General features: G+C 47.0%; 22 protein-coding genes and 1 riboswitch. Of the genes, 7 read left to right on the top strand and 15 right to left on the bottom strand.

The genetic code is table 11. From position 1 onward, the window contains the following. Positions 1-117: 117 nt before the first annotated feature. Genes OCV11_RS06070 through OCV11_RS06060 form a run of 3 tightly spaced genes read right to left on the bottom strand, consistent with a single transcriptional unit; the run spans position 118 to position 4,332 of the window. Positions 118-1,653, bottom strand: coding sequence for a DHA2 family efflux MFS transporter permease subunit (locus tag OCV11_RS06070; protein WP_261895674.1), 1,536 nt, complete (start codon positions 1,651-1,653; stop codon positions 118-120). Positions 1,654-1,669: 16 nt separating this feature from the next. Beyond that, positions 1,670-2,860, bottom strand: a complete 1,191-nt coding sequence (locus tag OCV11_RS06065) for an HlyD family secretion protein (protein WP_261895673.1) — start codon at positions 2,858-2,860, stop codon at positions 1,670-1,672. A 20-nt stretch (positions 2,861-2,880) separates the two neighbouring features. Next, positions 2,881-4,332, bottom strand: a complete 1,452-nt coding sequence (locus OCV11_RS06060) for an AdeC/AdeK/OprM family multidrug efflux complex outer membrane factor (RefSeq protein WP_261895672.1) — start codon at positions 4,330-4,332, stop codon at positions 2,881-2,883. A 105-nt stretch (positions 4,333-4,437) separates the two neighbouring features. On the opposite strand from OCV11_RS06060, the gene OCV11_RS06055 reads away from it, so the two are divergent. The 6 genes from OCV11_RS06055 (at position 4,438) to OCV11_RS06030 (ending at position 10,814) form a co-directional block, all read left to right on the top strand. Then, entirely contained in the window at positions 4,438-5,037 is a 600-nt protein-coding gene (locus tag OCV11_RS06055; RefSeq protein ID WP_261895670.1) for a TetR/AcrR family transcriptional regulator, read from the top strand. A gap of 103 nt (positions 5,038-5,140) precedes the next feature. Beyond that, positions 5,141-5,238, top strand: a riboswitch (TPP riboswitch). 91 nt (positions 5,239-5,329) lie between these two features. After that, positions 5,330-6,199: a bifunctional hydroxymethylpyrimidine kinase/phosphomethylpyrimidine kinase gene (gene thiD, locus OCV11_RS06050; RefSeq protein WP_261895668.1), complete on the top strand. Its 870-nt coding sequence runs from the start codon at positions 5,330-5,332 to the stop codon at positions 6,197-6,199. Between the two features lie 5 nt (positions 6,200-6,204). After that, positions 6,205-7,119, top strand: coding sequence for a hydroxyethylthiazole kinase (locus OCV11_RS06045; RefSeq protein ID WP_261895667.1), 915 nt, complete (start codon positions 6,205-6,207; stop codon positions 7,117-7,119). 151 nt (positions 7,120-7,270) lie between these two features. Then, on the top strand, positions 7,271-7,966 hold the full coding sequence (locus OCV11_RS06040) for a pirin family protein (protein ID WP_261895666.1): 696 nt from the start codon (positions 7,271-7,273) through the stop codon (positions 7,964-7,966). A gap of 245 nt (positions 7,967-8,211) precedes the next feature. Continuing rightward, a complete protein-coding gene (locus OCV11_RS06035; RefSeq protein WP_261895665.1) occupies positions 8,212-9,645 on the top strand; it encodes a 6-phospho-beta-glucosidase in 1,434 nt (477 codons plus the stop codon). A 164-nt stretch (positions 9,646-9,809) separates the two neighbouring features. Next, complete coding sequence (locus OCV11_RS06030; protein ID WP_261895664.1) at positions 9,810-10,814, top strand: LacI family DNA-binding transcriptional regulator; 1,005 nt, start codon at positions 9,810-9,812, stop codon at positions 10,812-10,814. A 265-nt stretch (positions 10,815-11,079) separates the two neighbouring features. On the opposite strand, the gene OCV11_RS06025 is transcribed toward OCV11_RS06030, so the two are convergent. The 5 genes from OCV11_RS06025 to OCV11_RS06005 form a co-directional block, all read right to left on the bottom strand. Next, positions 11,080-12,270: a sugar transporter gene (locus OCV11_RS06025; protein ID WP_261895663.1), complete on the bottom strand. Its 1,191-nt coding sequence runs from the start codon at positions 12,268-12,270 to the stop codon at positions 11,080-11,082. 203 nt (positions 12,271-12,473) lie between these two features. Beyond that, on the bottom strand, positions 12,474-13,016 hold the full coding sequence (locus OCV11_RS06020; protein WP_261895662.1) for a glutathione peroxidase: 543 nt from the start codon (positions 13,014-13,016) through the stop codon (positions 12,474-12,476). A gap of 385 nt (positions 13,017-13,401) precedes the next feature. After that, a complete protein-coding gene (locus tag OCV11_RS06015) occupies positions 13,402-14,670 on the bottom strand; it encodes an MFS transporter (protein WP_261895661.1) in 1,269 nt (422 codons plus the stop codon). A gap of 34 nt (positions 14,671-14,704) precedes the next feature. Beyond that, positions 14,705-15,481, bottom strand: coding sequence for an ABC transporter ATP-binding protein (locus OCV11_RS06010; protein ID WP_261895659.1), 777 nt, complete (start codon positions 15,479-15,481; stop codon positions 14,705-14,707). Further along, a complete protein-coding gene (locus tag OCV11_RS06005) occupies positions 15,482-16,534 on the bottom strand; it encodes a FecCD family ABC transporter permease (protein WP_261895658.1) in 1,053 nt (350 codons plus the stop codon). Between the two features lie 160 nt (positions 16,535-16,694). Between OCV11_RS06005 and OCV11_RS06000 the strand changes: the two genes are divergently transcribed. Further along, positions 16,695-17,786, top strand: a complete 1,092-nt coding sequence (locus OCV11_RS06000; protein WP_261895656.1) for an ABC transporter substrate-binding protein — start codon at positions 16,695-16,697, stop codon at positions 17,784-17,786. 104 nt (positions 17,787-17,890) lie between these two features. On the opposite strand, the gene OCV11_RS05995 is transcribed toward OCV11_RS06000, so the two are convergent. The 7 genes from OCV11_RS05995 to OCV11_RS05965 all read right to left on the bottom strand — a co-directional run bounded on the left by OCV11_RS05995 (position 17,891) and on the right by OCV11_RS05965 (position 25,040). After that, on the bottom strand, positions 17,891-18,670 hold the full coding sequence (locus OCV11_RS05995) for a dimethyl sulfoxide reductase anchor subunit family protein (RefSeq protein ID WP_261895654.1): 780 nt from the start codon (positions 18,668-18,670) through the stop codon (positions 17,891-17,893). Further along, positions 18,663-19,292, bottom strand: coding sequence for a DMSO/selenate family reductase complex B subunit (locus tag OCV11_RS05990; protein ID WP_261896234.1), 630 nt, complete (start codon positions 19,290-19,292; stop codon positions 18,663-18,665). The genes OCV11_RS05995 and OCV11_RS05990 overlap by 8 nt, the downstream gene beginning before the upstream one ends. Before the next feature lie 4 nt (positions 19,293-19,296). Beyond that, positions 19,297-21,717 carry a DMSO/selenate family reductase complex A subunit gene (locus OCV11_RS05985; RefSeq protein WP_261895652.1) on the bottom strand — a complete coding sequence of 807 codons (2,421 nt, stop codon included), beginning with the start codon at positions 21,715-21,717 and terminating at the stop codon, positions 19,297-19,299. Positions 21,718-22,450: 733 nt separating this feature from the next. Then, a complete protein-coding gene (locus OCV11_RS05980) occupies positions 22,451-22,921 on the bottom strand; it encodes a 4Fe-4S binding protein (RefSeq protein WP_261895651.1) in 471 nt (156 codons plus the stop codon). A gap of 60 nt (positions 22,922-22,981) precedes the next feature. Then, positions 22,982-23,572, bottom strand: a complete 591-nt coding sequence (locus OCV11_RS05975; RefSeq protein ID WP_261895649.1) for a TorD/DmsD family molecular chaperone — start codon at positions 23,570-23,572, stop codon at positions 22,982-22,984. A 66-nt stretch (positions 23,573-23,638) separates the two neighbouring features. Then, positions 23,639-24,418 (bottom strand): dimethyl sulfoxide reductase anchor subunit family protein, encoded by a 780-nt coding sequence (locus tag OCV11_RS05970; protein ID WP_261895648.1) that lies wholly within the window; start codon positions 24,416-24,418, stop codon positions 23,639-23,641. Continuing rightward, positions 24,411-25,040 carry a DMSO/selenate family reductase complex B subunit gene (locus OCV11_RS05965; RefSeq protein ID WP_261895647.1) on the bottom strand — a complete coding sequence of 210 codons (630 nt, stop codon included), beginning with the start codon at positions 25,038-25,040 and terminating at the stop codon, positions 24,411-24,413. Before OCV11_RS05965 ends, OCV11_RS05970 begins: the two co-directional genes overlap by 8 nt.

Below are 25,040 nucleotides of genomic sequence, written 5' to 3'. Positions count from 1 at the left end.
CACTTCATCACTATTATTTTGCATCGCGGTACGAATAAAAAAGGCTGACCAGCGTGTCCTATTACGCATAGTCAGCCAAACATCAAACTCTGTGAGTTGATAGCAGTGCTTAAAATTTTAGTGAGCTGAGCTGGTATCCACACCAAGACGGGGTTTTGGTGCTAACCAAATAAGAAATGCGGCACCGATAAAAATGGCGGCAATAATGAAAAACAGCTGGTTGGTAGCTACCATCACACTCTGTTTTTGTACCAGCCAATCAATCGAACTGCGAATCTGCCCCATCGACATCCCCGATTGCTGCATCATATGGGTGGCAACGCCCGCCTTGTCGGTCAAGCCCGCCAACTCGGCATGAACATAACGACTTTCGTTTTCCCACGAAGTGTTAACAATAGAAGTCGCAAACGCCCCAGCCAGACTTCGGATAAAGTTCATTAGGCCTGCCGCTGAATCCATCTCTGCATCACTCACGCTCCCCAAAGCTAATGCCGTCAGTGGCACAAAGAACAGCGGCATGCCAATTCCTTGGAAAAACATGGGCCAACTTATCTGAGCAAAGGTCATATCCAAATTGGCGAAACCACGAATGAAGGTCCACGAGCCCAGCCACAACACCCCAATAAACACCAACGGCCTTGGGTCGATTTTCGATGCCAAATTCGCCACAGCGGGCGCCATAAACACCGCCAAAATCCCCATGGTAGCGGTTGAATAACCGGCAATGGTGGCGGTATAGCCCATATAAACTTGTAACCACAGTGGCGTCACCACTTGGATGGCAAAGAAAGCCCCAAATGCCAACGACAAGGTAATCATGCAGGCGCTGTAACCACGGTGACGGAAGACTTTCAAATCGACCACAGGGTTACGTTCGGTCATTTCCCAAATGATGAACGAGATAAAACCAATCAGAGCGATGATGCCCAAAATCAAGATGCGATTTGAAGCAAACCAGTCGTGGTCTTTCCCTTCATCAAGCATGATTTGCAAACAAGCAACCCACACCACCAGCAGAGCCAAACCCACTTTGTCGATTTTGGCCTTGATGGTTTTGGTTTCGAATTTTTTCAACAGTTGCCAACACGCAATACCAGCAATCAAGGCAAATGGTGTTTTTACGATGAATACGTATGGCCAGCTGTATTGGTCGCACAAGATGCCACCGAGAATGGGTCCCATAATTGGAGCCACCAAGGTGGTCATACTCCAGATCCCAATCGCTGCATGCGCTTTGTTTTTTGGAAAAATTCGCATCATCAAGGTTTGCGATAGCGGCATAAGTGGCCCGCCCGAAAAACCTAAAAAGACCCTAAACATGACCAACATGCTCATGCTGGTCGCCATCCCACATAACAGTGAGAACACCCCAAACATCAGAAAACAGACCACAAATACGCGAATCGAACCAAAGCGTGAAGAGAGCCACCCGGTCAACGGTACGGAAATCGCTTCCGCTACCGCATACGAGGTGATGACGTATGTCCCTTGGCTTGTCGATGTCCCCAGTGCCCCGGCGATATTCGCCACAGACACGTTCGCGATCGTGGTATCCAAGATGGCCAAAAAGTTGGCCATCGCTAAACAGAGCGCCCCAAAAAACAGCGCAGCTCCGGTTAAAGGCTGGATCTGATTGTCATTCGTCTGACTCATGACATTCCCCCAAGACTTATTCAGTCAGCATTGCTGTACGGTATTCTTGTAACGTATCGTCATCCACCTTGCGGCTGGTATCGATAGTCACTTCCATAGATAAACCAACTTGCAATGGATGAGCTTTTAAATCGTCACGATTGAGCTGAATACGCACCGGTAAACGCTGTACTACTTTGATCCAGTTACCTGTCGCGTTTTGCGCAGGAATCATAGAGAACGCAGAACCTGTACCGCCGGATAGGCCAGTCACTACGCCGTGATACACCACATCATCGCCATAAAGATCGGCTATCAATTCAACTGGTTGACCTACATCCACTTTGTTGAGCTGCACTTCTTTAAAGTTGGCATCTACATAGATGTTCTGTACGGGAACGACGGTCATCAAAGCTTCGCCGATTTGGACGCGACGACCAATTTGGACGTGACGTTCAGCAACGACACCATCAATTGGCGCGCGAATCACAGTGCGGTCGAGGTCGACTTGAGCTTGTTCAAAGCGCGCTTTCGCCGCCAATACTTCTGGGTTGTTTTCCACTGTGGTATTGGCAATCAAAGCTTCATTGGCCTCTTTTTGCCCAATGGTAGAGAGCTTGTTGGCATGCGCTTGCGCTGCAGCGGCTTTGGCTGCATTTAAGTTGGCTTTTGCCTGTTCAAATGCAGTTTGAGCGTTCGTCAGCTCTTCACCAGACACCGAACCAGAACGCACTAGGTCTTCACGACGTTTTAGATCGATGGTGGCACGATCAAAGTCTGCTTTTGACGCTTGCAGTTGAGCATCAGCGCGTTTGGCATTCTCTTCTTGTGCATCGACTAAAGCGGTTAACCCGTCATTATTGGCTAAGTAACTTTGCACATGACGTTTCGCCAGCGCCAAATCGGCAGCGGCGCGATCAAGGGTAATGCGAGCATCGGTATCATCAATCTGGACGAGCACATCGCCTTTGTGCACAAATTGGGTATCGACCACATTTACCTTACCGATAATGCCACCCACCGCTGGCGTCACCGCAGCCACTTCCGCTTCAGCATACGCGTTATCGGTGCTGACATAGCGAGATGCGTAAAAATACCAGTAAGAACCATAACCGGCCGCGGCAATCACAATCGCTGCCGCTAACGCAGTAAAACCACGTTTGCGCGCACGGTTAACACGTTGATTATCGAGATTAGTTGTCTCATTTTGAGATTGTTCAGTACTCATTTGTAAAACCTTTTAACCGATCATGACTTTTGAGGTTGGTAGCCTGCGCCCAAGGCATGTACTAGAGCGAGGTCAAGACTGAAAGCGCGCGATTGCAAGTTAACCAACGCCCTTTGGTTATTCAGTAACGCTTCTTCCGCGACTAACACATCGAGGTAAGTCGCCAGTCCACCGTTGTAACGATTATTGGCAATGTCGTAGGCACGCTGTGCTGCATTAACCGCTTCGTGCGTTTTTTGAATTCGAGCATCGAGCGCAGAACTGCTGGTCACCACATCCGCCACTTCGTGCAATGCGTTGGTCAACGTGCGGTTATAGCTGTTGACTGCTTCTTGATAATGGGCACGAGCAGAAGTGAGTTGCCCGTCTAATCGACCGCCAGTAAACAGCGGTAGGTAGATAGCAGGGCCAATACCGCCAGCATCGTTACCTGTGCGCGTTAAGTTATCTAAACCAAAGGCTTGATAACCGATAAACGCAGATAAAGTTACGTCTGGGTAGTATTGCGCTTTGGCGATACCGACACGCTGAGCTGCAGCTTCTGCGCGCCAACGAGCGGCGGTGATATCAGCACGGTGTCCAAGTAAGCCAATGCCCACTTCGCTGGGTAAACCATAGCGTTTATCGAGAGCAATCTTAGGCTCGGTTATGGTTAACGCGCGATCGGGGCCTTCACCAAGCAGTGCCGCAATGGCGTTTTTCTGCAATGCGATCGATTCATTAATTCCCAGCAATTCCGCTTCCACACTGGCGCGAATCGCTTTGGCTTGGTTAACCGAGCCGAGTGTCTCAAGTCCGTTGTCATAACGTTTTTGCATTAGCTCAACGGTTTTAGCACGCAGTTGTACTGCTTCATCCACCGTGTGCTGGTTTTTATACAGACGGGCCAGCTCGGCGTACGCATTGGCAATTGAGGTCGCCAACATTAACTGGGCAGAAACGGTTTCTGCTTGTGTTGCAGCCAATTCACTGGTCGCAGCCACCACAGCAGCCTTGTTTTTACCCCAAAAGTCAAAGTCATACTGGAAGTTGAGGGTAACGGAACCGTAGTCGTTCCAATCGTATGGCGGACTGTAAGCTTGATATTTGTAACTCACCTTGCTTTCTGAAGCGCTGGCATTTAACCCCACTGAAGGACGCTTAACTGCGCCAATTTGTTCAGCGATACCGCGCGCATCACGTAAGCGCGCCTGCGCGATCTTCAGATCAGGCGAGTTGGCAAAGGCTTCTTGCATCAAAGTGTTGAGTTGTGGATCTTGATAGCGAGTCCACCACTCCATGGTTGGCCAATTAACTAATTGGCTGTTGGCAAAACTTTGTTGGTAGTGAAGTTCACTCATAACCGTCAGTTGCGGAGTGGCTTCATCATCAGGGGCTGCACAGCCATTGAGTACCGCCACACTGATCAAAGTCAGAGCCAGATGACGGGGACGAATGGCGCGCCAGCGAGGACATAACGCATTGCTTTTCACGCTAAATTACCTTATAACTAAACCGTACCGTACAGTTATACTCTTGACTTTGATCGTTCGTCAAGCGAAACTTATCCACAATTTCTGATAGGACACGAGTAGCCGATGCGAGTAAAAAGCGAAGAAAAAAGGCAAGCTATATTGGACATAGCGAAGGATTCTTTTACCCAACAAGGATTTGAGCAGACATCCATGTCGTATATTGCCAAGCAGCTTGGAGGCTCAAAGGCAACGCTCTACAACTACTTCAATTCTAAAGAAGAAATCTTCGCCGCGGTGATGGAGTCTTCTGCGACCGAGCAGATTGAGAACGCCTTTGTCTCTCTAGAGCACCAAGATGATATTCATGTGGCTTTGCCAGAATTTGGCTTTAATTTTCTGCAATCGGTATTAAAGCCAGATTTAATGGCGATTTACCGCATGGCGATCAATGAAGCAGAACGCTCATCGATCGGCCGTCATTTTTATGAAAATGGACCAAAGAAAGGCTGGATTCATCTTAGTGGCTATTTACGTCATCAAATGGAACGCGGCACTTTACGCCAAGCGGACCCTTGGTATGCGGCAATGCAGTTAAAAGGGCTATTAACCGCAGAGCACTTCGAACCTTACGCTCTAAGGGCTATCGAGATGCCAACGGATAAACAGATTCGCGAAACCGTCGATAAAGCGGTCGAAGCGTTTCTGTGTCTTTACAAAAAATAACCGCGTGCGTTGCTTTGCTTGCTTGAGTCGTTCCTTGATAGGTAACACTCAACAATAGGTGTGATTAATTGATTGCTAATTTGATCTAAGTTGTTAGGATAAAAGCCGATAGTCGGGGTGCCATTTGGCTGAGATCGCTTTGCGAGACCCGTTGAACCTGATTCAGTTAACACTGACGTAGGGAACTATGAGAGTCTGCGGCGCGATCCATTTACCGATCATTTTCCAACGACAATCACTAGGGTCTTTGTGCCTTAGGTTGGTTCCTCATGTCATGTTGAGGAGCACAACCATGAACTCTAAAACAGACATTTCTTTATCTACCCCATCTCCCCTACCTAACATTCTGACCATAGCAGGGTCTGATAGTGGTGGCGGCGCCGGTATTCAAGCCGATATCAAAACCATTAGCGCAAATGGTGGGTTTGCTTGTAGCGTTATCACCGCAGTAACAGCGCAAAATAGTTGCGGCGTCACTCATATTCATCCCATTCCACCACAAAGTGTTGCCGCGCAGCTTGATGCGGTGCTTTCAGATATCCGTATTGATGCGATAAAAATAGGCATGCTGCCTAATATTGCCATTATGGAAGCCGTTGCGGCAAAACTGCAGCAATATGCTATCAAACATGTGGTGATCGATCCGGTGATGGTAGCAACCAGCGGCGATCAGTTAGTTTCTCCAGATGCGATTAACACCTTATGTCAAACCCTGTTTCCCTTAGCTTCGCTAGTGACCCCCAATTTTTACGAAGCGGCGATCATGGTCGACAAACCATTCCATTACACCAGCGTTGAGAACCTCCGCTCTGCCCTAACACGCTTTGACTATCCTATCTTGCTCAAAGGGGGTCACAGCGACGATGCTCATTATGCGAATGATTACCTGATCCACCACGACAAGATCACCACCTTTAACGGCCCACGCATTACTACCCACAATACCCACGGCACGGGTTGTACGCTTTCTGCCGCGATTGCAACTCAGTTAGCACTGGGCTGCTCGCTCGAACAAGCGATCGCAACAGCGAAAGTTTATCTCACTGAAGCGCTACGCCACAGTCATCGACTCCAAGTGGGTCATGGTCACGGCCCTGTTCATCACTTTTATGCTTACAACGCCACACCAGTGGCCAATGCCGACTATGCGGAGGCGTTATGAATCCTATGAACATTAAACAAATTGCTGATTTTCTTGCAACAGTGCGCCGCGAACGTCCGTTGGTCATCAACATGACCAACGATGTGGTCATGAATCTTTGCGCTAATAGTCTTTTGGCGTTAGGCGCATCCCCAATCATGGCCCATTCTCGCCAAGAGATGGCTGAGCTGATGCCATTGGCTGGAGCGCTAGTGGTCAATATCGGCACACTCGATGAGAAACGCGTCGCACAGATGGAATACGCCATTGAATGCGCAAACCAACACCATACTCCCATCGTACTCGACCCTGTAGGTTGTGGAGCCAGCACCTATCGCACCAAAGTGAGCCGCTACTTCGCCTCACTCGCCTGCCACCTCACCCTTCGAGCCAACGCATCAGAAGTGATTGCGTTAGCGGGACACACACCATTAGATAACTCAGCAGAAGGATATCCGTTAGCGGGACACACACCACTAGATAACTCAGCAGAAGGATATCCGTTAGCGGGACACACACCTTCTATTGATGAATGTCCCCGAGGTAATAAAGGGGTGGATAGCCAAGATTCAACACTGAGTGCCCTTGGAGCGGCTCATCAAATTCGTGAGCAATATCAAACGGATGTGTCTATTTCTGGAGCGACGGATATTATCGTTACCCAAAATCACGACTATTATTTAACTAATGGTTCGCCAATCATGCCTTACGTTACTGGCTTAGGCTGCGCATTAAGTTCACTCACTGGCGCTTTTGCTGCCGTCGGTGAGTGCAGCGGTTTAGCTGCTGCGGCAATTTGGGGCGTCGTCGGAGAAATTGCCGCCGAGCAATGTGATGGACCCGGTTTTCTGGCTGGGGAGATGTTAGACATTCTCTATCATCTGGATGAGGCGACACTAAGTAAACGGTTAAAAATGAACATCGAAAGACACCCATATTAATCGGTGACATGTTCAAATTTTTTGATGGACCTCAACGGGGGAACCCAGTGTTATCCCCCGTAAGGACTGGCTAAACTGCGCTTGATATTTTTGCTGAGTGACATGGCATCGCTCGGCAAACAAACGTTTTTGACCACTGTAAGGACATCTTATGATAGAAATTCGTGCCGCGCATGACAGAGGTAATGTGGATATGGGTTGGCTCAATAGCTACCACTCATTCTCGTTCGGCCAGTATTACGACCCTCACCACATGGGATTTTCCGCGCTGCGAGTCATTAACGATGATACGGTACAACCAGGAGCAGGCTTTGCTACTCATGGGCATCGTAATATGGAAATTTTGAGTTTTGTATTAGATGGTACTATTGCCCATAAAGACAGCACTGGCAATATTGAAACCCTGCCACAAGGTGAGTTTCAGTTAATGTCCGCTGGTCGTGGTATCTATCACAGTGAGTTCAACGCATCACAACAAGATTCCCTACATTTTTTGCAAATCTGGGTTGAACCTAATGTGCAAGACACAGAGCCGGGCTATCAACAAAAACCCTTCGAAACTCGCCAAGGTTTTGTGCCGATTGCCTCACCAGATGGTCATGACGGCTCTTTCATCATTAAACAAAACGCGACCATTTACCAAGTGACGTTAGCGCAAGAGACTCAGCAGCGTTTTGCCGTAGAACATGGCCGTCGTGTTTACGTCCATTTGATTACTGGCGAACTTGAGATCAATGGCATCAAGCTTCAACCCGGCGATGGAGCCAAAATTGCCGAAGAGTGTGCATTGGATCTGGTCAATGTCGGAACACAGCCTATTCTTGCACTGCTGTTTGATCTGCCATAAGTGGTCAACTCAATACGAGCCACTCTATTCATTAATGACAATAATGCCCTCTTTTGAGGGCATTTTCGTTACCGTTTACAACACAATTAAACATTAAACCATAGTCTCTCTGACCACAAATAGCTGGTATTTCTGTACTTTTGTAACCGGTTACAGAAACCGGTTACAATAATCAAAAAAATGATCTACAATCATAAGCAATCCAATCTAGATAGCGATCGATTGTCGCGTAACAGAGGTGTTCAATGTCCAAATTAGGTTTTCCTGATGATTTTTTGTGGGGTGGCGCAGTAGCAGCTCACCAAGTAGAAGGTGGCTGGAATGCTCAAGGCAAAGGCCCAAGTATTGTTGATGTATTAACCAAAGGTGCACACGGCGTTCCTCGCGTTATTACTGAAACAGTAGAGAGCGATAAATTCTACCCTAACCATGAAGCCGTTGATTTCTATGGTCATTACAAACAAGACATCGCCTTGTTCGCGGAAATGGGCTTTAAATGTTTTCGTACTTCGATCGCTTGGACGCGTATTTTCCCATTGGGTGATGAAGAGACGCCAAACGAAGCTGGCCTACAATTCTACGATGACATGTTTGATGAGTTACTTAAATACGGTATCGAGCCAGTCATCACCCTATCTCACTTCGAAATGCCACACCATTTGGTAAAAGAGTATGGTGGTTGGACTAACCGTAAAGTGATCGACTTCTTCGTTAAATTCTCTGAAGTGGTACTCAAACGTTACCAGCACAAAGTGAAATATTGGATCACTTTTAACGAGATCAATAACCAAGCTAACTGGCGTGCACCTTTATTTGGCTACTGTAATTCTGGCGTTATTTACGTTGACCATGAAAAACCAGAACAGACGCTTTTCCAAGTCGCTCACCACCAATTTGTGGCACACGCGAAAGTGGTCAAACTCGGTCATGAGATCAACCCAAGCATGCAGATTGGTAGCATGATTCACATGATGCCACTCTACCCTGCATCATGCCGCCCTGAAGATCTGTTAAAAGCGCAAGATATGATGCGTCAAAAATACCTATTCAGTGATGTTCAAGTTCGTGGTTACTACCCAACTTACTTGCTGAAAGAGTGGGAACGTAAAGGCATTGAAGTGGTAATGGAAGAAGGCGATGCCGAGATTCTACGCCAAGGCTGCTCCGACTATCTTGCCATCAGCTACTACATGACCAATATCGTGTCTGCACAACCTGTTGAAGGTCAATCTGACAGCCTATTTGGCGAAAGTCGATTGAACCCTTACCTACCAGCCTCAGACTGGGGATGGCAAGTGGATCCACAAGGCCTACGTTACGCGTTATCAGAACTGTATGAACGTTATCAAAAACCGATTTTCATTGTTGAAAACGGCCTAGGTGCTGTCGATACTGTGGAAGCCGATGGTTCAATTAACGATGACTATCGTATTGAATATCTTGCAGAACATATCCGTGAAGTGAAGAAAGCGGTTGAACTCGATGGTGTGCCAGTCATGGGATACACCCCTTGGGGCTGTATCGACTGCGTCTCTTTCACCACGGGTGAATACAAAAAACGCTACGGTTTTATCTACGTCGACAAACACGATGACGGCACAGGTACGATGGCTCGCTCGAAGAAGAAGAGTTTCTTCTGGTACCAAAACGTCATACGTAGCAACGGTCAAGAAATCTAATTACCGTTATTAAAAGAGATGACCACCAGCAAAGCGCAAAAGCTCAGTTGGGTTTTATCAAGCGTTTGATTGGCAAGGTATTGATCTCTTTCCTCAAGGATGAAGAAAATCTGCTACACTCGCCACCCTATCTCTCTGGGTGGCGATATTAATTAGGAGTCTCCATGGCAACCATCACTGACGTTTGTAACCTAACTGGATTATCCAAAGCGACCGTATCGCGGGTAATCAATGCGAGTGGGCAAGTCAAAGAGAGCACCCGTGAAAAGGTTCTCAGCGCCATGAAGACCCTCAATTATCATCCAAGTTCGGTCGCGCAAGCGCTCGCAACCAACGTTTCTAACTCAATTGGTCTGATTTTACCGCAGTTTCAGAGTAACTATTTCGGCACCATTTTGTGTGAAGCGGAGCAATCCGCCCAACGGGCAAACAAAAAGTTGTTGGTCGTCAGCAGTAAAAACAGCGCTGCAGGTGAACAAGAGGCACTAGCGACATTGGCCATGCAACGCTGCGATGCCATTTTGCTCTATAGCCGTCACCTCACTCCAGCGCAACTGCATGATTGTCAGCAAGATTTAGGCGTCCCGTTAATCATCCTCAATCGCCAACTTCACCTCAGTAATGTGCACAGTTTTGGTTTAGAACAGACTCAACTGGCAGCGATTGCGCTGCAGCATTTATTGGATTTAGGACATCAATCAATCGCCTGTATCTCCTCGCCCCTTGCAAGTGAAACTGGCCGATTACGTTATCACGCATACCTTGACGCCCTAAAACAGGCTGGACTTCCCGCTTATCAAGAATGGTTTGCCGAAGGAGAGAATACGCTAGAGACGGGCTATCAATGTGCGCAAAAACTGCTTAAATCCGGACGCCCCTTTAGTGCCATTTTTGCGTGTAATGACGACATGGCGCTAGGCGCAATTCGAGCACTGCACGATGCAGGTTACGCGGTGCCACAAGATATTTCCGTCATTGGTATTGATAATGAACCCGCCGCCGCTTATGCCCTGCCAAGCCTTTCTAGTGTCTCACTGCCAATCCAAGATCTCACCCATGATGCGATGCAAATAGCCATTCAACGTAGTTTGAAACAACCTGCGGCTATCACGCACAAAACCTATCCAGGTATATTAGTGAGTCGTGAGTCGACTCGTCAGGCATCGTAATTTCATTCCTATGCTATACTTAATTCGCGATGCAAAATCCACAATAAGAATAATGTTTTATATGCTTGGCTGATGCATTTATTATGGATAAATAAGCATAACTTAATATAAATGATAATCGTTGCTATCTTAAAAATTTATAGGTAATCTAATTGTCGCCAGTGGAAAGTGATTCCAGCCTCCCCAAGATTCGGGATCGCCTTTCACTGGCTCAATAAAAAAGCGCCACAGGATGTGGCGCTTTTTTGTTATTTCATTCAATGAATTAACGTAGTGCTGGATAACGACGCAGTAGAAAGACCATAAAGGCAATCGCAACAACCGCGAAAATCACCCCGGCAAAACCAACCCAACTCAATTCAAACCACTGAATCACTTTTGCACCGATCAATGCACCAGACCCGATACCAAGGTTAATAATCCCTGAATACATCGATTGAATCATGTCAGATGCATCTGCATCAATATTCAGTACCTTCACCTGCATAGCAAGAGTGACGATCGTCAAGGCAATACCCCAAATAATCACATCGGTCATCACGGCCCATGGACTAAATACGGTGGCTAGCAACAATGCCATACAGATAATCACCACCACACAATTCCACACCAATAACGACGTGTTGTGTTTCTCACCACAGTAGCTAAAGACGATACTGCCCAAGATACCAGCGCCGCCAAAGCCCAATAACAACAACGTAGTGAAGTTTGGACTCACTTTACCTACTTCCATCATAAATGGTTCGATATAGCTATAAGCAGTGTAGTGCGCGGTAAATAGTAGGAAGATGAACAAATACAAGCCCATCAACATTGGGTTTTTCAGCAAGCGTGGCAAGGTTTTGCTGGTGCCTTTAAACAGACTTGGCATCTGTGGCAATAGGCGAATAAGCAGCAACATCACGATGAATGCCACGACCGCAATCAGACCAAACGTAGCACGCCAACCAAACCATTGACCGACCATACGTCCCATTGGGACACCGAGGATCATCGCGACCGACGTACCTGTTGCCAATACACTCAAAGCAAAGGTTTTCTTACCCGGAGGAGCAACACGGATGGTAATAGAAGCGGTAATCGACCAGAAAACAGCGTGGGCAAAAGCAATACCAACACGACTGGCAACCAGTGATTCAAAACTCCAAGCGAAGACCGATGCCACATGGCTAGCAATAAACAACATGAAAATGCCAATCAGCAGCTTTTTACGCTCAATCTTACTGGTCAACATCATCATAGGTAGAGACATGGATGCGACGATCCATGCATAGATGGTCAACATCCAGCCGGCATGAGCCGCTGTAATATCAAAATCTTTCGCTATATCGGATAACAAGCCAACAGGGACAAATTCTGTGGTGTTGAAAATGAAGCCACTAAATCCGAGTGCAAACACACGCATATACTGACTATGGCGCGTCACAGGTGGCGCCGATGCTAAAGTTTGGTTCATAACGACTCAGTAGAAAAAAGAAACGGTTCCAGAAACGGAGCGATTGTCGCTCGTTTTTTAACAAAAAGATAGATGGATCACAAAATTTTTGGAATATGAGATTTCACTTTCTTGCATAGTGAGAATCACGACAAAAAAACCGCGGTCTTGCAACCGCGGTTTTTTGCTGTTTTATTGACCACTATTGGTCATGTAAATCAGGCTTATGCAAGCACTTTGTCTAGTGCTTCTACTAGAATTGGGTGGTCAGGAGTCATATCTGGTGCAAAATGACCTACCACTTGGCCTTCTTTGTTCACTAGGAATTTTTCAAAGTTCCATAGAACATCGCCATCTTTTGCTTCAAAGCCGTAGCCTTTTAGCTTTTCAACAAAACCGCTTTCTGGAGCAGTAGTACGTGCTGGTTGCGCTGCAAATAGGGCTTGATACAGTGGGTGACGACCTGCGCCATTCACTTCAATTTTGCTGAACATTGGGAATGTTACGCCAAAACGAGCAGTACAGAATGATTTGATCTCTGCTTCTTCACCTGGTTCTTGTGCGCCAAATTGGTTACATGGGAAACCAAGTACCACTAGACCTTCTTCTTTACGAGCGTTGTAAAGAGCTTCAAGTGCTTCGTATTGTGGAGTCAGACCACACTCAGATGCAGTGTTAACAATCAGAAGTGCTTTACCAGAAAATTCAGACAATTTTTGTGTTTTGCCTTCAATTGAAACCACTTCGATATCGTATAGAGAACTCATTTTATCTTCCTTTTGCTTCGTTTTTATCTCGGCTGGCCAACCGTGGTCGCCAACTCAACTTGCAACAAGATAGCGCACAACTATATTGTGTGCAACTAATTATCTTACCCTTATGGGTAATTATCGGAGATCCTCACACTTTGACATAAGTTATCACTGCAAACGCTCCTTATTGTTAGCAGGACACACACCCTAATCGCCACACATAATGCCAAGTTCTTAAAGGGACACACACCACAATCCCTACAGTGTGTGTCCCCTTAACATTACAGTGTGTGTCCCGTTAACAGTTTTCTTTAGAAAAACGGGCAAATAAAAAACCACTGCAATTGCAGTGGCTTAGTTCATAGACTTACGGTGTGTGTCCTGCTTAGAAGTGGCTTTATCAATGAGCCATGACTTTTTCTTTGCGTTGATGCGTTGAGACAATAGCAAACAAACTCACGCCGGAAATCACACCTAGCAAAGCGAGACAGGCAGTGAGCGTACCGATCGAAAACGAGTCAAGGCTCAAATACCAACCAGTGATCCAGTTGCCCATAAACGCCATAAAGCCACCAGCGCAAGAATACAGCCCATAGTAACTGGCCATTTCACGGCGAGGGGCAAAGTTCGGGATATAGGAATACATCACAGGGAACGAAAGCATGGTGCCAAAACTAAATAGCGCGGCGTAAAGAATAAATGGTAAGGCAGGCATAGGTGCATAGTGCCATTGCAATACCAAATAAGCACAGCCCATGAGACTCATGCCTAACCCCATCGAACGAGCATCACCAAAAGCAGCGACAACCCAACGGCTGATCGGTAACTGGCAGAACACCCCCAAAATCGAGGTGGTCATAAACACCAAAGTCAAAATCGATTCATTGCCCGTCATCACATGGATTTGATGTGGCACACTCAGATAGAGTTGATGGAATAAGATACTGTTAACCGACGCAGCCAGAATAAATTTCACAAACACTGGCTTACGTAACATGCTGCCCCATTGACGCCAGAAAACGAAATCTGCGCTCTCCCCTTCGCTCTCGGTATTGATTGCCTGTGCTGGCAAATAGCACCATTGCAACACCAACAGTGCGGCAAAAAGTGCGGCTGCGGTCAAACCAACCGACATAAAACTCCAGCTCAGCAGAGTTAAACCAACCAGCGGCCCGAGTAACATGCCTGTTTCCCCCGCCATTTTTTTCAAGGAAAAAACTTGGTTACGTACCCGCGCATCAGGATATTCTGATGCTAAATACGCATCGCTACTTGGCGTAAACAGCGCTCCAGCAAAACCGGTTAAGAATGCCCCCAAAATCAGCAACGAGAAAGTTTCGCCCATGCCCAGCATAATAAAGCCCAAAATGCGCACAGCGCAGCCGGACAAAATCAAAGGCTTATAGCCGAAGCGATCCCCCAGCGTTCCCCCAATCAAAAACAGTCCTTGCTGGCTCAACACCCTCAAACCGATGATGATCCCCACATGCCAACTGGTGAGTCCCAGCTGATACAAGTGGTCCGCCAAATATGGCAGGAGCATATAAAAGCCGAGGTTAAACGAAAATGAATTGAGTATCAGCACCTTAGATGGCGCTGTTAAAAGTGAAAATGCGCTTAAGCGACGCAAAGAGAACACGGTGTAACCTCGGAATAAAACGCGCTGCATGAAACAGCGCGATAGGCAAATGATTGTTGAATTATTAAGCAACTTGCGGTCGACGTAAAGTCCTTACGAAAGGAATTCCTTGCTGGTCGTACGAGACTTGCGCATTAACCCCATAGACCTCATCAATCAAGGCTGGCGTCAGCACCTCAGACGGTCTTCCAGAAGCCACCACTTTACCTGCTTTTAGCACCAAAAGGTTATCGGCATACTGCGCCGCAAGGTTAAGATCATGCAGCACTAAGAGCGATGTCCAACCGTGTTGATTGGTCTTATCCACTAAGTGATCGAGCAGCACATGTTGGAAATGCAGATCGAGCGCACTCACCGGCTCATCCAACATCAAAAATGGCGGCTGACGCAAAATCGCCTGCGCAAACAGTACCATCTGACATTGCCCACCACTCAACGTGCGCACATCGCGATCGGCAAGATGGGCTAAGCCAATCTCTTCCAGCGCATTAACGGCTTCGCGCAACATCGCTTCATCAATTCGCCAACTGAGCGCATCTAAACGCCCCAGTAATACCACCTCAATCACTGATAAATTGACATCCAAACGGATGTCTTGTGGCATATAACCAATCTGCGCTCGCCACTGGCTTAACCGTTTGTAATCTAGTGCATTGCCTTGATATTGAATAGTGCCACGCTGGGGTTTTAAATCGCCAAACAAGGTTTTGAGCAGCGTACTTTTGCCGGTACCATTGGGACCGATAATCACATTGATTTGCCCAGGCTGAAGGGAGAAATTCATCTCATCAGCCAAGGTGAGCTGATCAATTTTTAAATTGAGATCTTGAACAGTCAGCATTTAGCGTCTCCTTGCGATAATCAGCCAAAAGAAAAACGGCACGCCAATGATGGCCGTAACGATACCGATTGGAAACAGTGCTCCCGGTACAATCACTTTTGACAGCACAGAAGCACTGGAAAGTAAAAATGCACCAACCAAAAAGGAGAGCGGTAAAAAGAAGCGTTGGTCTTCACCTACGATCATACGTGCGATATTGGGTGCCACAATACCAATAAAACCAATGATGCCCACAAAGCTGGTGACCGTTGCGGTCATCAAGGCCACGATAAATAGAATCTTCATGCGCAGTTTTGCAACATCGACCCCCAAGCTTTTGGCCCGCTCTTCACCCATTCGCAGCGCGGTTAGTTTCCACGCATCCCCCATCAGCACCGCAAAGCTGGCAAAAATCACCGTACCGATAATCGCCAGATTGGTCCACGTTGCTTTCGATAAGCTGCCAAATAACCAGAACAAAATTTGTTGGCTTAGCTCCGGTGAGGAGATGAACTGCACCAGTGACAAAAGCGATTGAAACAAAAACAGCAAAGCAATGCCGGCCAAAATCAATTGACCTGACGAGATATGTCGCATCATGGCCAACATAAACAGAAAACTGGCAGAAAGCATACAGCAGACAAAAGCACCAAGCGGCACCGCATAATCTGAATTCAAACCTAACGAACCGATGTACAACATCAGCGCAGCACCAAAGCCTGCCGCCGCAGCCATACCTAAGGTGTAAGGACTTGCCATCGGGTTGTTAAGCAAGGTTTGCATCTCAGCGCCGCCCATGCCAAGACTTCCACCCACAATCACCGCCATCACAGCGATAGGCAGACGCAGGTTTTCTACGATCACAACCGTCGTTGGGTCAACTTGCAAAGGGAAACCGACAAAATGGAGTAGCGCGTACGTCACACTGGTCACGTCCAGCATAGAGGGGCCGGTGGCAATATCCATAACAAATGTGAGCAGCAGTAAAGCGCCAATCAACAACAAAGTTTTCCAACGCCGTTGCTCGCTTTTTCGCTGTAATGCAATCGCGTTACTGATGGTAGATGAAGACATGCACGTTCCTAATCATGTTCCATTCATGCTTGATTCGCAGCATCGCTCGGCGCAACCAATCAAACATCTCATGAATGTAATAACATCAATATTATAAGTTGCGCGATTATACATTAATAAATATGATAATCATTACTATTATCCGCATAACAGATATGAAATGAAAAAGTTACTTCTGGTTATTACTACGCTTTTTTTCTCTGCCCTTACCAATGCAAAATCCACCACTATTACTGATGTGTTGGGCCGTCAAATTCAACTCGACCTTCCTGCACAACGTGTGGTCATCGGCTTTTATGGCGAAGACTATATGGCGATTGGTGGTGAAGCCTCTTACGACCATGTCGTGGGTATGTCAAAAGGCATTTGGGAACAGTGGCGTCCAAACAACTGGGCGATGTACGTTAAGCACCGTCCTGCGCTGGAAACTCTGCCTGAAGTTGGCAAAGTAGACACACAAACCTTCTCTGTCGAGAAGGTGATCAGCCTAAAACCGGACGTGCTCCTGCTTGCTGAGTGGCAATACCAAGCACTGACCGCTGAAATTCCTCGCATGGAACAAGCAGGCATCAAAGTGGTTGTGGTGGATTACAACGCACAAACCGTTGAACGCCATGTGCAAAGCACGCTGATCATTGGTCAACTGACTGGCCAAGAAAAACGCGCTAAAGAGATTGCCGATAATTATGTTCGCGACACACAGTTGGTGTTAGATCGCCTTGCAAAAGCGAATCTACCTAAACCTAAAGTGTATGTAGAATATGGTTTCACTGGGCCTGATGAATATGGCTACACCTTTGGTGAAAACATGTGGGGCAAAATGGCGATGTTGGCTGGCGGTGATAACATTGCAGCGCCGTTCATCAAATGGTGGGGACATCTCAATCCTGAACAGGTGCTTGCCGCACGTCCTGACGTTATTTTCTTAACCGGCACTGAATTTGGTAAAGACAGCCATTCGACATTGATGGGCGAAGGCATTGACCGCGAAGCCGCTAAAGCTCGCCTCAAAGGGTTTGAATCTCGACTGGGTTGGGATAGCCTTCCTGCCGTGCAACATCATCGTATTTACGGGATTTACCACTACGGTTCTCGCTCAATTATGGATGCCAGCATGCTGCAATTTATGGCGAAATCCATGTATCCAGAGCTATTTAAAGATCTTAATCCAGAACAGAGCTACTTAGATTTCTACGCAAAATACCTGCCAGTGCAACCACAAGGCACCTTTGCTGTTGCTCTGTCGGAATAATCACTGCACGTCTCTGTCGTTATACCCATCGACAGCAACAATAAATAAGGCGAGCAGCAGCTCGCCTTATTATTTGGACTGTTATGGTTCAAATAGCTTACGCGCTACATAGTGATCGACCAAAGATCATAGAACGCCACTCGTCCTGCCAATTCAGCCAGTAGGAACAGCCCACAACAACCGAGCGTGACGGTTCGGTAGGATTTTTGATAGCCAAATAATGCAAAGACCAACGCCAATCCATACAGCACTAACTTAGCATCCCAAAACTGCATGCCATTGTTAAGCATGGCTGGGGCCGTATCGGCCACAAATGCCATGTAACTTGGCACAATGAAAAAGCTCAGCAACGTCGCCACAACCGTAACAACCACATTAAAACGATTAGGCAGCCATACCAAGCACAGTGCACCACCTAGGGTAAAGGCAGCCAAAATCATCTGCGCTTGGGTAAACGAGGTACTCCATTGCGTCACCGTTGGGAACGAATAAACGGCAGGGATCAGCAGTAACAACACAACGCCAGCTATCGCTGCCAGCACTTGCACCGCCAGTTGTACCCCTTTCAGACCTGGGCGCAAATAGCTAAGCAGGACACACACCAATACCAAACCACCATAAACCGCGCATGAGAAGATTTCGTTACTCATGGGAGAGCGGCCCAAACCAAACAGTGCATTGATGGCTCGCAGTGGTCGACCTAAGTGGAAGATGGCACAAATGCTCGCCAGAGCCACGATACCAAAGCAAACCAACAGCATCGTTTTGTTGCGCTCTTCGTCATATTGTTTGGCAAACACCAAGCGGTTAATCACGCTGAGAATCAATAACCCAGCAGACGCCTGCGCTAAGACGGTAAAAAAGACCAGAGGTAACTCATGCATATTTCACTTCCTTAGGATTTTGCAATTCCCCTAAATTTTGCTCTTGATTCGATACCGCTTGAGGATGTGCTTTAACCACCAAATTAGGATGGGTCAGTTGTGAAGAAGGCAACGGCGCAATGTCACACGCGCTGCCATATTTGGCACGCAGTTCATCAATCGGGCCAAACTCAATGGCACGCTGTGGGCAAGAGTCCATACAAATTGGATTAAGTCCTTCAAGCAAGCGATCCAAACAGCCATCGCATTTGGACATCACTTTTTTCTCTTGATCAAACTGCGGTGCACCATAAGGGCAGCGCATTTCGCAATATCGACAACCGATACACACGTCCTGATTGACCAACACTATCCCGTTATCTTCCCGTTTATGCATCGCCCCCGTTGGGCAACCTTCAACACAGGTTGGGTTATCGCAGTGGTTACAGGAGATCGACGCATAGTAAGCAAACGTACTGTGCTGCCAGGCGTTGTCGACCCGCTGCCAGCTACCGCCACCATATTCATACACACGGCGAAACTTGCGTCCAACGTCGAGATTGTTTTTGTCTTTACAGCTGACCTGACAGGTTTTGCATCCAGAGCAGCGGGAAGTATCAATATAAAAGCCTAATTGTTTCATCATCTTACGCCCTCGCTATCTCAACTAAGTTAGTATGCTGCGGATTACCTTTCGCCAACGGAGTAATGCGATGACTGGTAATCGAGTTAATACAACCACCAATATCCACACCGTTTTTCACCACAGACCAAGCCCCTTCAGGCATCGATGCCACCCCAGGTAAGACGCGATGAGTCACTTTCGCTTCAATCATGACTGTGCCACGGTCGTTATACACTTTGACCAGATCGTTATTGTGAATCCCGCGCGCCATGGCATCGATAGGGTTGATCCACACTTGGTTTGGCACGGCTTCTTGTAACACCGCGACACTGGCATAAGTTGAGTGCGCGTGTCCTTTGGTATGAAAGCCGCATAATTGCAGTGGGAATTTCTTCGCCAACTCGGTATCCCATGGGGTATCAGGTACCACCAAAAATTCTGGAATCGCCGCAATCTTGTCGCCTTCTGGCAAAATCCAGCTATCTTGTAGCTCTTGTAAGGCTGCAGAATAGATTTCCACTTTGCCCGATGGTGTGGTTAACGGGTGCGCTTTTGGATCGGCGTAAAATTCGTTCATCACCGGGACTTCTGAGTTCGGCGAGATAAACTGCTCAACGACCCCAGTCCCTCGTACCTTGGCAAATGGCGGTAAGTGTGGGCGCTCTTTACGAACTTGTTCATAATGGTATTCCACCCATTGCGCTTGAGTACGACCTAACGTAAATGCCTCTTCAACTCCAAGATGGCGCGCGATATCGGCACACACATCATAGGTACTGCGACACTCCCACATTGGCGTGATGGTGTTTTCCATCGAAATCATGTACTGATGAGCACCCGTTGCGTAAGAGTTACCCACCAAATCACTGGCTTCGAGATAGGTGGTTTCTGGCAACAAGATATCGGCAAACTTCGCAGTGGCCGTCATGTGGTTATCAATCACCACTATGGTTTCACATAGGGTGTCATCTTCCAAAATGGCGCGTGTACGATTGAGTTCACCATGCTGGTTGGCCAGCACGTTACCCGCTTGGTTGATGATCATCTTGATCCCATGATTGAGCTTTTCAGCCCCCTGCAAGTGATGAGTCTTAGGGGTGATGATTTCTGGATGGGCAATCGCATCAGTCCAGGTATAGACGGGGATTTTTACCTGTACCGGGTTAGTTCCTGTTGGCATATAAGGCACTTTGTAGTTTTCACCTTGTGGCCAGTTGCCATTGTTCGTGCCCAAGCGACCAAATTGATTAGCGATGATAGGCAAAATCTGAATAGCGCGCGCTGTTTGCTCACCGTTGCCATGACGCTGCGGTCCCCACCCTTGGCAAATATAGGCGGCTTTGGCACTGGCAATTTCACGGGCCAACTGGATAATGCGCGTCACTGGAATACCCGTGATATTCGATGCCCATTGGGCGGTTTTCTCCACCCCATCAGGACCTTTACCGAGCACATAATCTTTGTAGCCTGCGTTAGGCTTGGCTGAAGCAGGTAGACTGGCTTGCGTATAACCGACTGCATAACGGTCAACGGTTTCATCATCGACCAGATCTTCTTTGATCATGGTATGCACTAAGCCAGCGACTAAAGCGGCATCGGCTGTTGGGCGAATCGGAATCCATTCGGCATGTTCCACAATGGCAGAATCGGTATAACGTGGGTCAATCACAATCACTTTCGCATGGGATTTTTCTAGCGAACGACGCAGCTCTTCGACTTGGCCGCCGCCAGACATACGAGTTTCCGACAGGTTCAAACCAAACAGCACCACTAAATCTGAATGCGCCACTTGCGTGAACATCGACGCTTCATAGAGACCATAGGTATATGGGGTGGCAGTGGTGATTTGTGCGGTGGAATAACTATTGAAATATTGCAGATAGCCACCCGCCAAATTGAGTAATCGCTGCCATGCTGGGCGACCTTGGGTGTGGTAATACGCGCCAGTTGCGTATTGATAATAGATGGACTCATTGCCGTATTTTTCACGAATTCGTACTAGCTCATCGGCGATGTATTTGGTCGCCTCATCCCAGCTAATGCGCTCAAATTTGCCTTCACCACGCTTACCCACTCGTTTCATCGGGTACTTGAGACGGTCGGGATTGTACACTCGAAAACGGTTCGAACGACCACGCAAACAAGGCCGAATTTGATGTGTGCCCAACTCATTTTCGTTAAGCGGAATTTCCGGTTCTACCTGCACAATGCGATCATTTTCTACTCGTACGCGCAGCGCACAACGGCTACCACAGTTGACCAAACAAGCACTGTGCTTGAACTGGGGTTCGGTATGAGCCGAAACCTCTTGCGCTAATGCTTTTTTGCTAAATGGTAACGAACCTAACGTCGATAGTAATGCCGTACCCACCCCGATTTTGCCCGAATATTCGAGTAATGAACGCCGAGTTGTCGCGACATTCAAAAAGGCTAACTTGCTCATGGAATGCTCCAATGTCGATAAGTAATGTCGATATGTTCAGTCATGCGCTTTCTGAGACGGCTTAAAGTGTGGTTAGCCAAGGAAAGCGACGGCTTGCTTCCCCCTATTCGTTTCAATAATGATTGATGCGCTATAGGGATGTGGTGTCATCCATATTGTTATTTATAAAGCGTATTTATTGCGTAAGTTATTTATTGCGTAAGTTAAGCTGATGTTAAACAGCAACATTTATTAAATATCGTGCAAGAAATCTGATGACTTAATAGGCAAAATAGGACTTTTGCTTTGGAACAAAAATGATCTAAATCATTTGCTATAAAATTAGTTTTATATACAAAATAGAATCATAAAAAATACGATCTTGCTCACTCAGTTGTATATACAAAATAAATATGAGCTATATAATTCACTAATGGGATAGATAAGAAATCCGCAGGGACAAAATCAGATAAAAGTTACATTTTATCAACAATTAAGGGTAAAAATAGGAAAATCAGAATTACAGGGAAATGGTGAAAAAAAACAAATAACCCAGAAGAAATGGTGGAGGAGTTTTTAGAGAAATCACGGTGTAAATAAACAAGAAATACGGTGAATAAATTCACAAAAAACCAATGATTAAAAATAAGCAACACGGTTCAAAATTTCTTATTACATTAGAATTATAAAAATATAAGGATTTTATTTTCAGTAAAGCATAAAAATAAAGCGTAGCCAGTCACCTATTTTGTTGCTAATTGAGTATCTGAATCGCATTAAAGTCACAAGATGGAATACAAGCAGCACATCCATTACAGAGTGCAGCATCAATTTGTGCTGCGTGTCCCGCTTGGATAGTAATCGCTTGAGAGGCACACTGTTCTTGGCAGCTCTGACAGTATATTGCGAGTGCTGGAGAACATTGACTAGTGACTCGCAGTGTCAAACCGCCCTTATCTAATGCACCATGACGACAAGCAGTGGTACACGCCATACAGCTGTCACAACGCTCTGGAGCTGATAGCACCGGAAAACCTTGTACCAGCGTCAGCGCATTGGTTGGGCAGGCACTTAAGCACTCACCACATTGTGCGCAAAGAGCAAGAAAATCGACTTCCGCTTTGGCATGAGGTGGTCGAGCAAAACTTACTTCTGAAGGCAACGAAGCCGGAACGGAGGTCAAGCGACGAAAAAGTGCTCGGCGGCTTGGATCAAATTGCGTCATGTTGCTCTCCTCATCAGTGACAAGCACAGTCGCAAAGGCGACTGTCCCCGTTATTTTGCTTTATTTGTACAATTGCACCACGTTTGGTGATAGCGCCATTTGTTGCTCAAGCTGCTGTAAAAACAGCGTATTTAGCTGAGCCAATGCGGCGTAAAAAGCGCTTTCTTGGTTAGTGGCAAGCAATTCGAGATAGCGATATGCCCAAGGCAGCAGATGTTGCTCAAGTAGGGTAACAACCGCTTCTTCTTGACCATCTTCGAGCAGCGCTGCCATCGCCCAAAGCATTAACCCGTATTGATCGTTGGGTTCAATTTTGTCGGTTAGCTCCATGCCATAGGTTTTCACAAACAGATCCCATCGACCTGTGGATTCACCCATCACAATGTTTTCTTTCTCTTGGTAGACCGAACCCCAAGGCGGCGCGACCATCTCACCCTGCCCTTCAAACAATACGGAGAAGGTGTAATCGGTGGCGGATACACGCGTCTGAATTAGCTCATCAAGCAAGTGTTTAACTTGCGCTTCCTCATGCCAAGGAAATACGTCGGTTAGCACATCAAGCTGTTCGAATAAACTTTGGTTCGTTTCGCTGCTCGGAGATAAGTACATTAAGCTACCGAGAAGACGAGGCAAAATAGCTAATTTGCTCATACCATTTCCTTTTCGATAAGGCGGGCGAGCCCGCCTTGATTGAGTTTGCTTCGCTTATTTGGCGAGTTACATGCCGATTGACCAAAGGTCATAAAAAGCAATACGACCCGCCAATTCTGCCAAAATAAACGCCACCGCTGCGATGCTCGCTAGTGAGGTTTTTTGTTTGACAAAGCCTACCACAGATAACACTAACGCAATGACATACAACGCCATTTTTGCATTAAAGAAACCCATACCGTGTTGCAGCATGTCTGGTGCTGTTGCACTTAGATGTGCCATGTAGCCAGGCAGCATCATGCCACTAAGCAAGGTCGCAACCACAGTGATCATCATGCTCACACGTGAAGGTAACCAAATCAGCGTTAGCGCACCACCTGCAGTGAAGCCAGCCAACACCATTTGCCACAAGGTGTATGACGTTGACCACTGTGGAATGGTTTCAATGGTGTATACCGCTGGAATCAAAATCAGTAATACTACGGCAGCCACTGCGGTGAGTACGCGCAGCAACAGCTGTGCTTTTTCCATTGCTGGACGTAGATAGGTCACTGCCAAAGAGACAAACAACAAACCACCGTAAACCGCACAAGAGAAAATCTCATTACTCATTGGCGAACGGCCAACACCAAACAACGCATTCATTGCACGGAATGGACGTCCTAAGTGCAGAATCGCAGAGCATCCCGCCACACCCACGATCACCAAAGCCGCAATACCGACTTTGGAGAGTGTGGCGGAATGAACCTGACGCCCACCGAGTAGCTGATGCAACACGCTAAGGATCAACAAACCCGCTGAAGCTTGTGCCAATACGGTGAAGAAAACTAACGGTAACTCATGCATGTTTCACTTCCTTAGGGTTTTGCAATTCCCCGAAACGGTTCTCGGTGTTAGCAACCGCTTTTGCATGCGGTTTAATAATCAAGTTGGGATGAGTCAAAGACGATGAAGGCAGCGGCGCGATATCGCATTCATGACCATACTTGGCACGCAGTTCGTCAATTGGACCGAACTCAATTGCGCGTTGTGGACAAGAGTCCATACACACTGGGTTTAGGCCTTGTTGCAGACGGTCTAAACAGCCGTCGCATTTTGACATTACTTTCTTCTCTTCATCGAATTGTGGCGCGCCATATGGGCAGCGCATTTCACAGTAACGACAACCAATACACACGTCTTGGTTTACCAAAACAATGCCGTTATCTTCACGTTTGTGCATCGCGCCAGTTGGGCAACCTTTCACACACGCAGGCTCATCACAATGGTTACAAGAGATAGAGGCATAGTAAGCAAATGTATTGTGTTGCCATGCGTTATCGACTTTTTCCCAGCTACCGCCACCGTATTCGTAAACACGGCGGAATTTGCGACCAACATCGATGTTGTTTTTGTCTTTACAACTCACCTGACAGGTTTTGCAGCCTGAACAACGGGAAGTATCAATATAAAATCCTAATTGTTTCAT

This window comes from Vibrio porteresiae DSM 19223 (genome assembly GCF_024347055.1).
In the GTDB taxonomy this organism is placed as follows: domain Bacteria; phylum Pseudomonadota; class Gammaproteobacteria; order Enterobacterales; family Vibrionaceae; genus Vibrio; species Vibrio porteresiae.
This window is presented reverse-complemented; position numbering and strand designations above follow the sequence as displayed.

What these genes read in the sequence shown, in the direction of transcription:
- OCV11_RS06070 (WP_261895674.1), bottom strand. Translation starts at nt 1,653, where the DNA reads ATGAGTCAGACGAATGACAATCAGATCCAGCCTTTAACCGGAGCTGCG.
- OCV11_RS06065 (WP_261895673.1), bottom strand. Translation starts at nt 2,860, where the DNA reads ATGAGTACTGAACAATCTCAAAATGAGACAACTAATCTCGATAATCAA.
- OCV11_RS06055 (WP_261895670.1), top strand. Translation starts at nt 4,438, where the DNA reads ATGCGAGTAAAAAGCGAAGAAAAAAGGCAAGCTATATTGGACATAGCG.
- thiD (WP_261895668.1), top strand. Translation starts at nt 5,330, where the DNA reads ATGAACTCTAAAACAGACATTTCTTTATCTACCCCATCTCCCCTACCT.
- OCV11_RS06045 (WP_261895667.1), top strand. Translation starts at nt 6,205, where the DNA reads ATGAACATTAAACAAATTGCTGATTTTCTTGCAACAGTGCGCCGCGAA.
- OCV11_RS06040 (WP_261895666.1), top strand. Translation starts at nt 7,271, where the DNA reads ATGATAGAAATTCGTGCCGCGCATGACAGAGGTAATGTGGATATGGGT.
- OCV11_RS06035 (WP_261895665.1), top strand. Translation starts at nt 8,212, where the DNA reads ATGTCCAAATTAGGTTTTCCTGATGATTTTTTGTGGGGTGGCGCAGTA.
- OCV11_RS06030 (WP_261895664.1), top strand. Translation starts at nt 9,810, where the DNA reads ATGGCAACCATCACTGACGTTTGTAACCTAACTGGATTATCCAAAGCG.
- OCV11_RS06025 (WP_261895663.1), bottom strand. Translation starts at nt 12,270, where the DNA reads ATGAACCAAACTTTAGCATCGGCGCCACCTGTGACGCGCCATAGTCAG.
- OCV11_RS06020 (WP_261895662.1), bottom strand. Translation starts at nt 13,016, where the DNA reads ATGAGTTCTCTATACGATATCGAAGTGGTTTCAATTGAAGGCAAAACA.
- OCV11_RS06015 (WP_261895661.1), bottom strand. Translation starts at nt 14,670, where the DNA reads ATGCAGCGCGTTTTATTCCGAGGTTACACCGTGTTCTCTTTGCGTCGC.
- OCV11_RS06010 (WP_261895659.1), bottom strand. Translation starts at nt 15,481, where the DNA reads ATGCTGACTGTTCAAGATCTCAATTTAAAAATTGATCAGCTCACCTTG.
- OCV11_RS06005 (WP_261895658.1), bottom strand. Translation starts at nt 16,534, where the DNA reads ATGTCTTCATCTACCATCAGTAACGCGATTGCATTACAGCGAAAAAGC.
- OCV11_RS06000 (WP_261895656.1), top strand. Translation starts at nt 16,695, where the DNA reads ATGAAAAAGTTACTTCTGGTTATTACTACGCTTTTTTTCTCTGCCCTT.
- OCV11_RS05995 (WP_261895654.1), bottom strand. Translation starts at nt 18,670, where the DNA reads ATGCATGAGTTACCTCTGGTCTTTTTTACCGTCTTAGCGCAGGCGTCT.
- OCV11_RS05990 (WP_261896234.1), bottom strand. Translation starts at nt 19,292, where the DNA reads ATGAAACAATTAGGCTTTTATATTGATACTTCCCGCTGCTCTGGATGC.
- OCV11_RS05985 (WP_261895652.1), bottom strand. Translation starts at nt 21,717, where the DNA reads ATGAGCAAGTTAGCCTTTTTGAATGTCGCGACAACTCGGCGTTCATTA.
- OCV11_RS05980 (WP_261895651.1), bottom strand. Translation starts at nt 22,921, where the DNA reads ATGACGCAATTTGATCCAAGCCGCCGAGCACTTTTTCGTCGCTTGACC.
- OCV11_RS05975 (WP_261895649.1), bottom strand. Translation starts at nt 23,572, where the DNA reads ATGAGCAAATTAGCTATTTTGCCTCGTCTTCTCGGTAGCTTAATGTAC.
- OCV11_RS05970 (WP_261895648.1), bottom strand. Translation starts at nt 24,418, where the DNA reads ATGCATGAGTTACCGTTAGTTTTCTTCACCGTATTGGCACAAGCTTCA.
- OCV11_RS05965 (WP_261895647.1), bottom strand. Translation starts at nt 25,040, where the DNA reads ATGAAACAATTAGGATTTTATATTGATACTTCCCGTTGTTCAGGCTGC.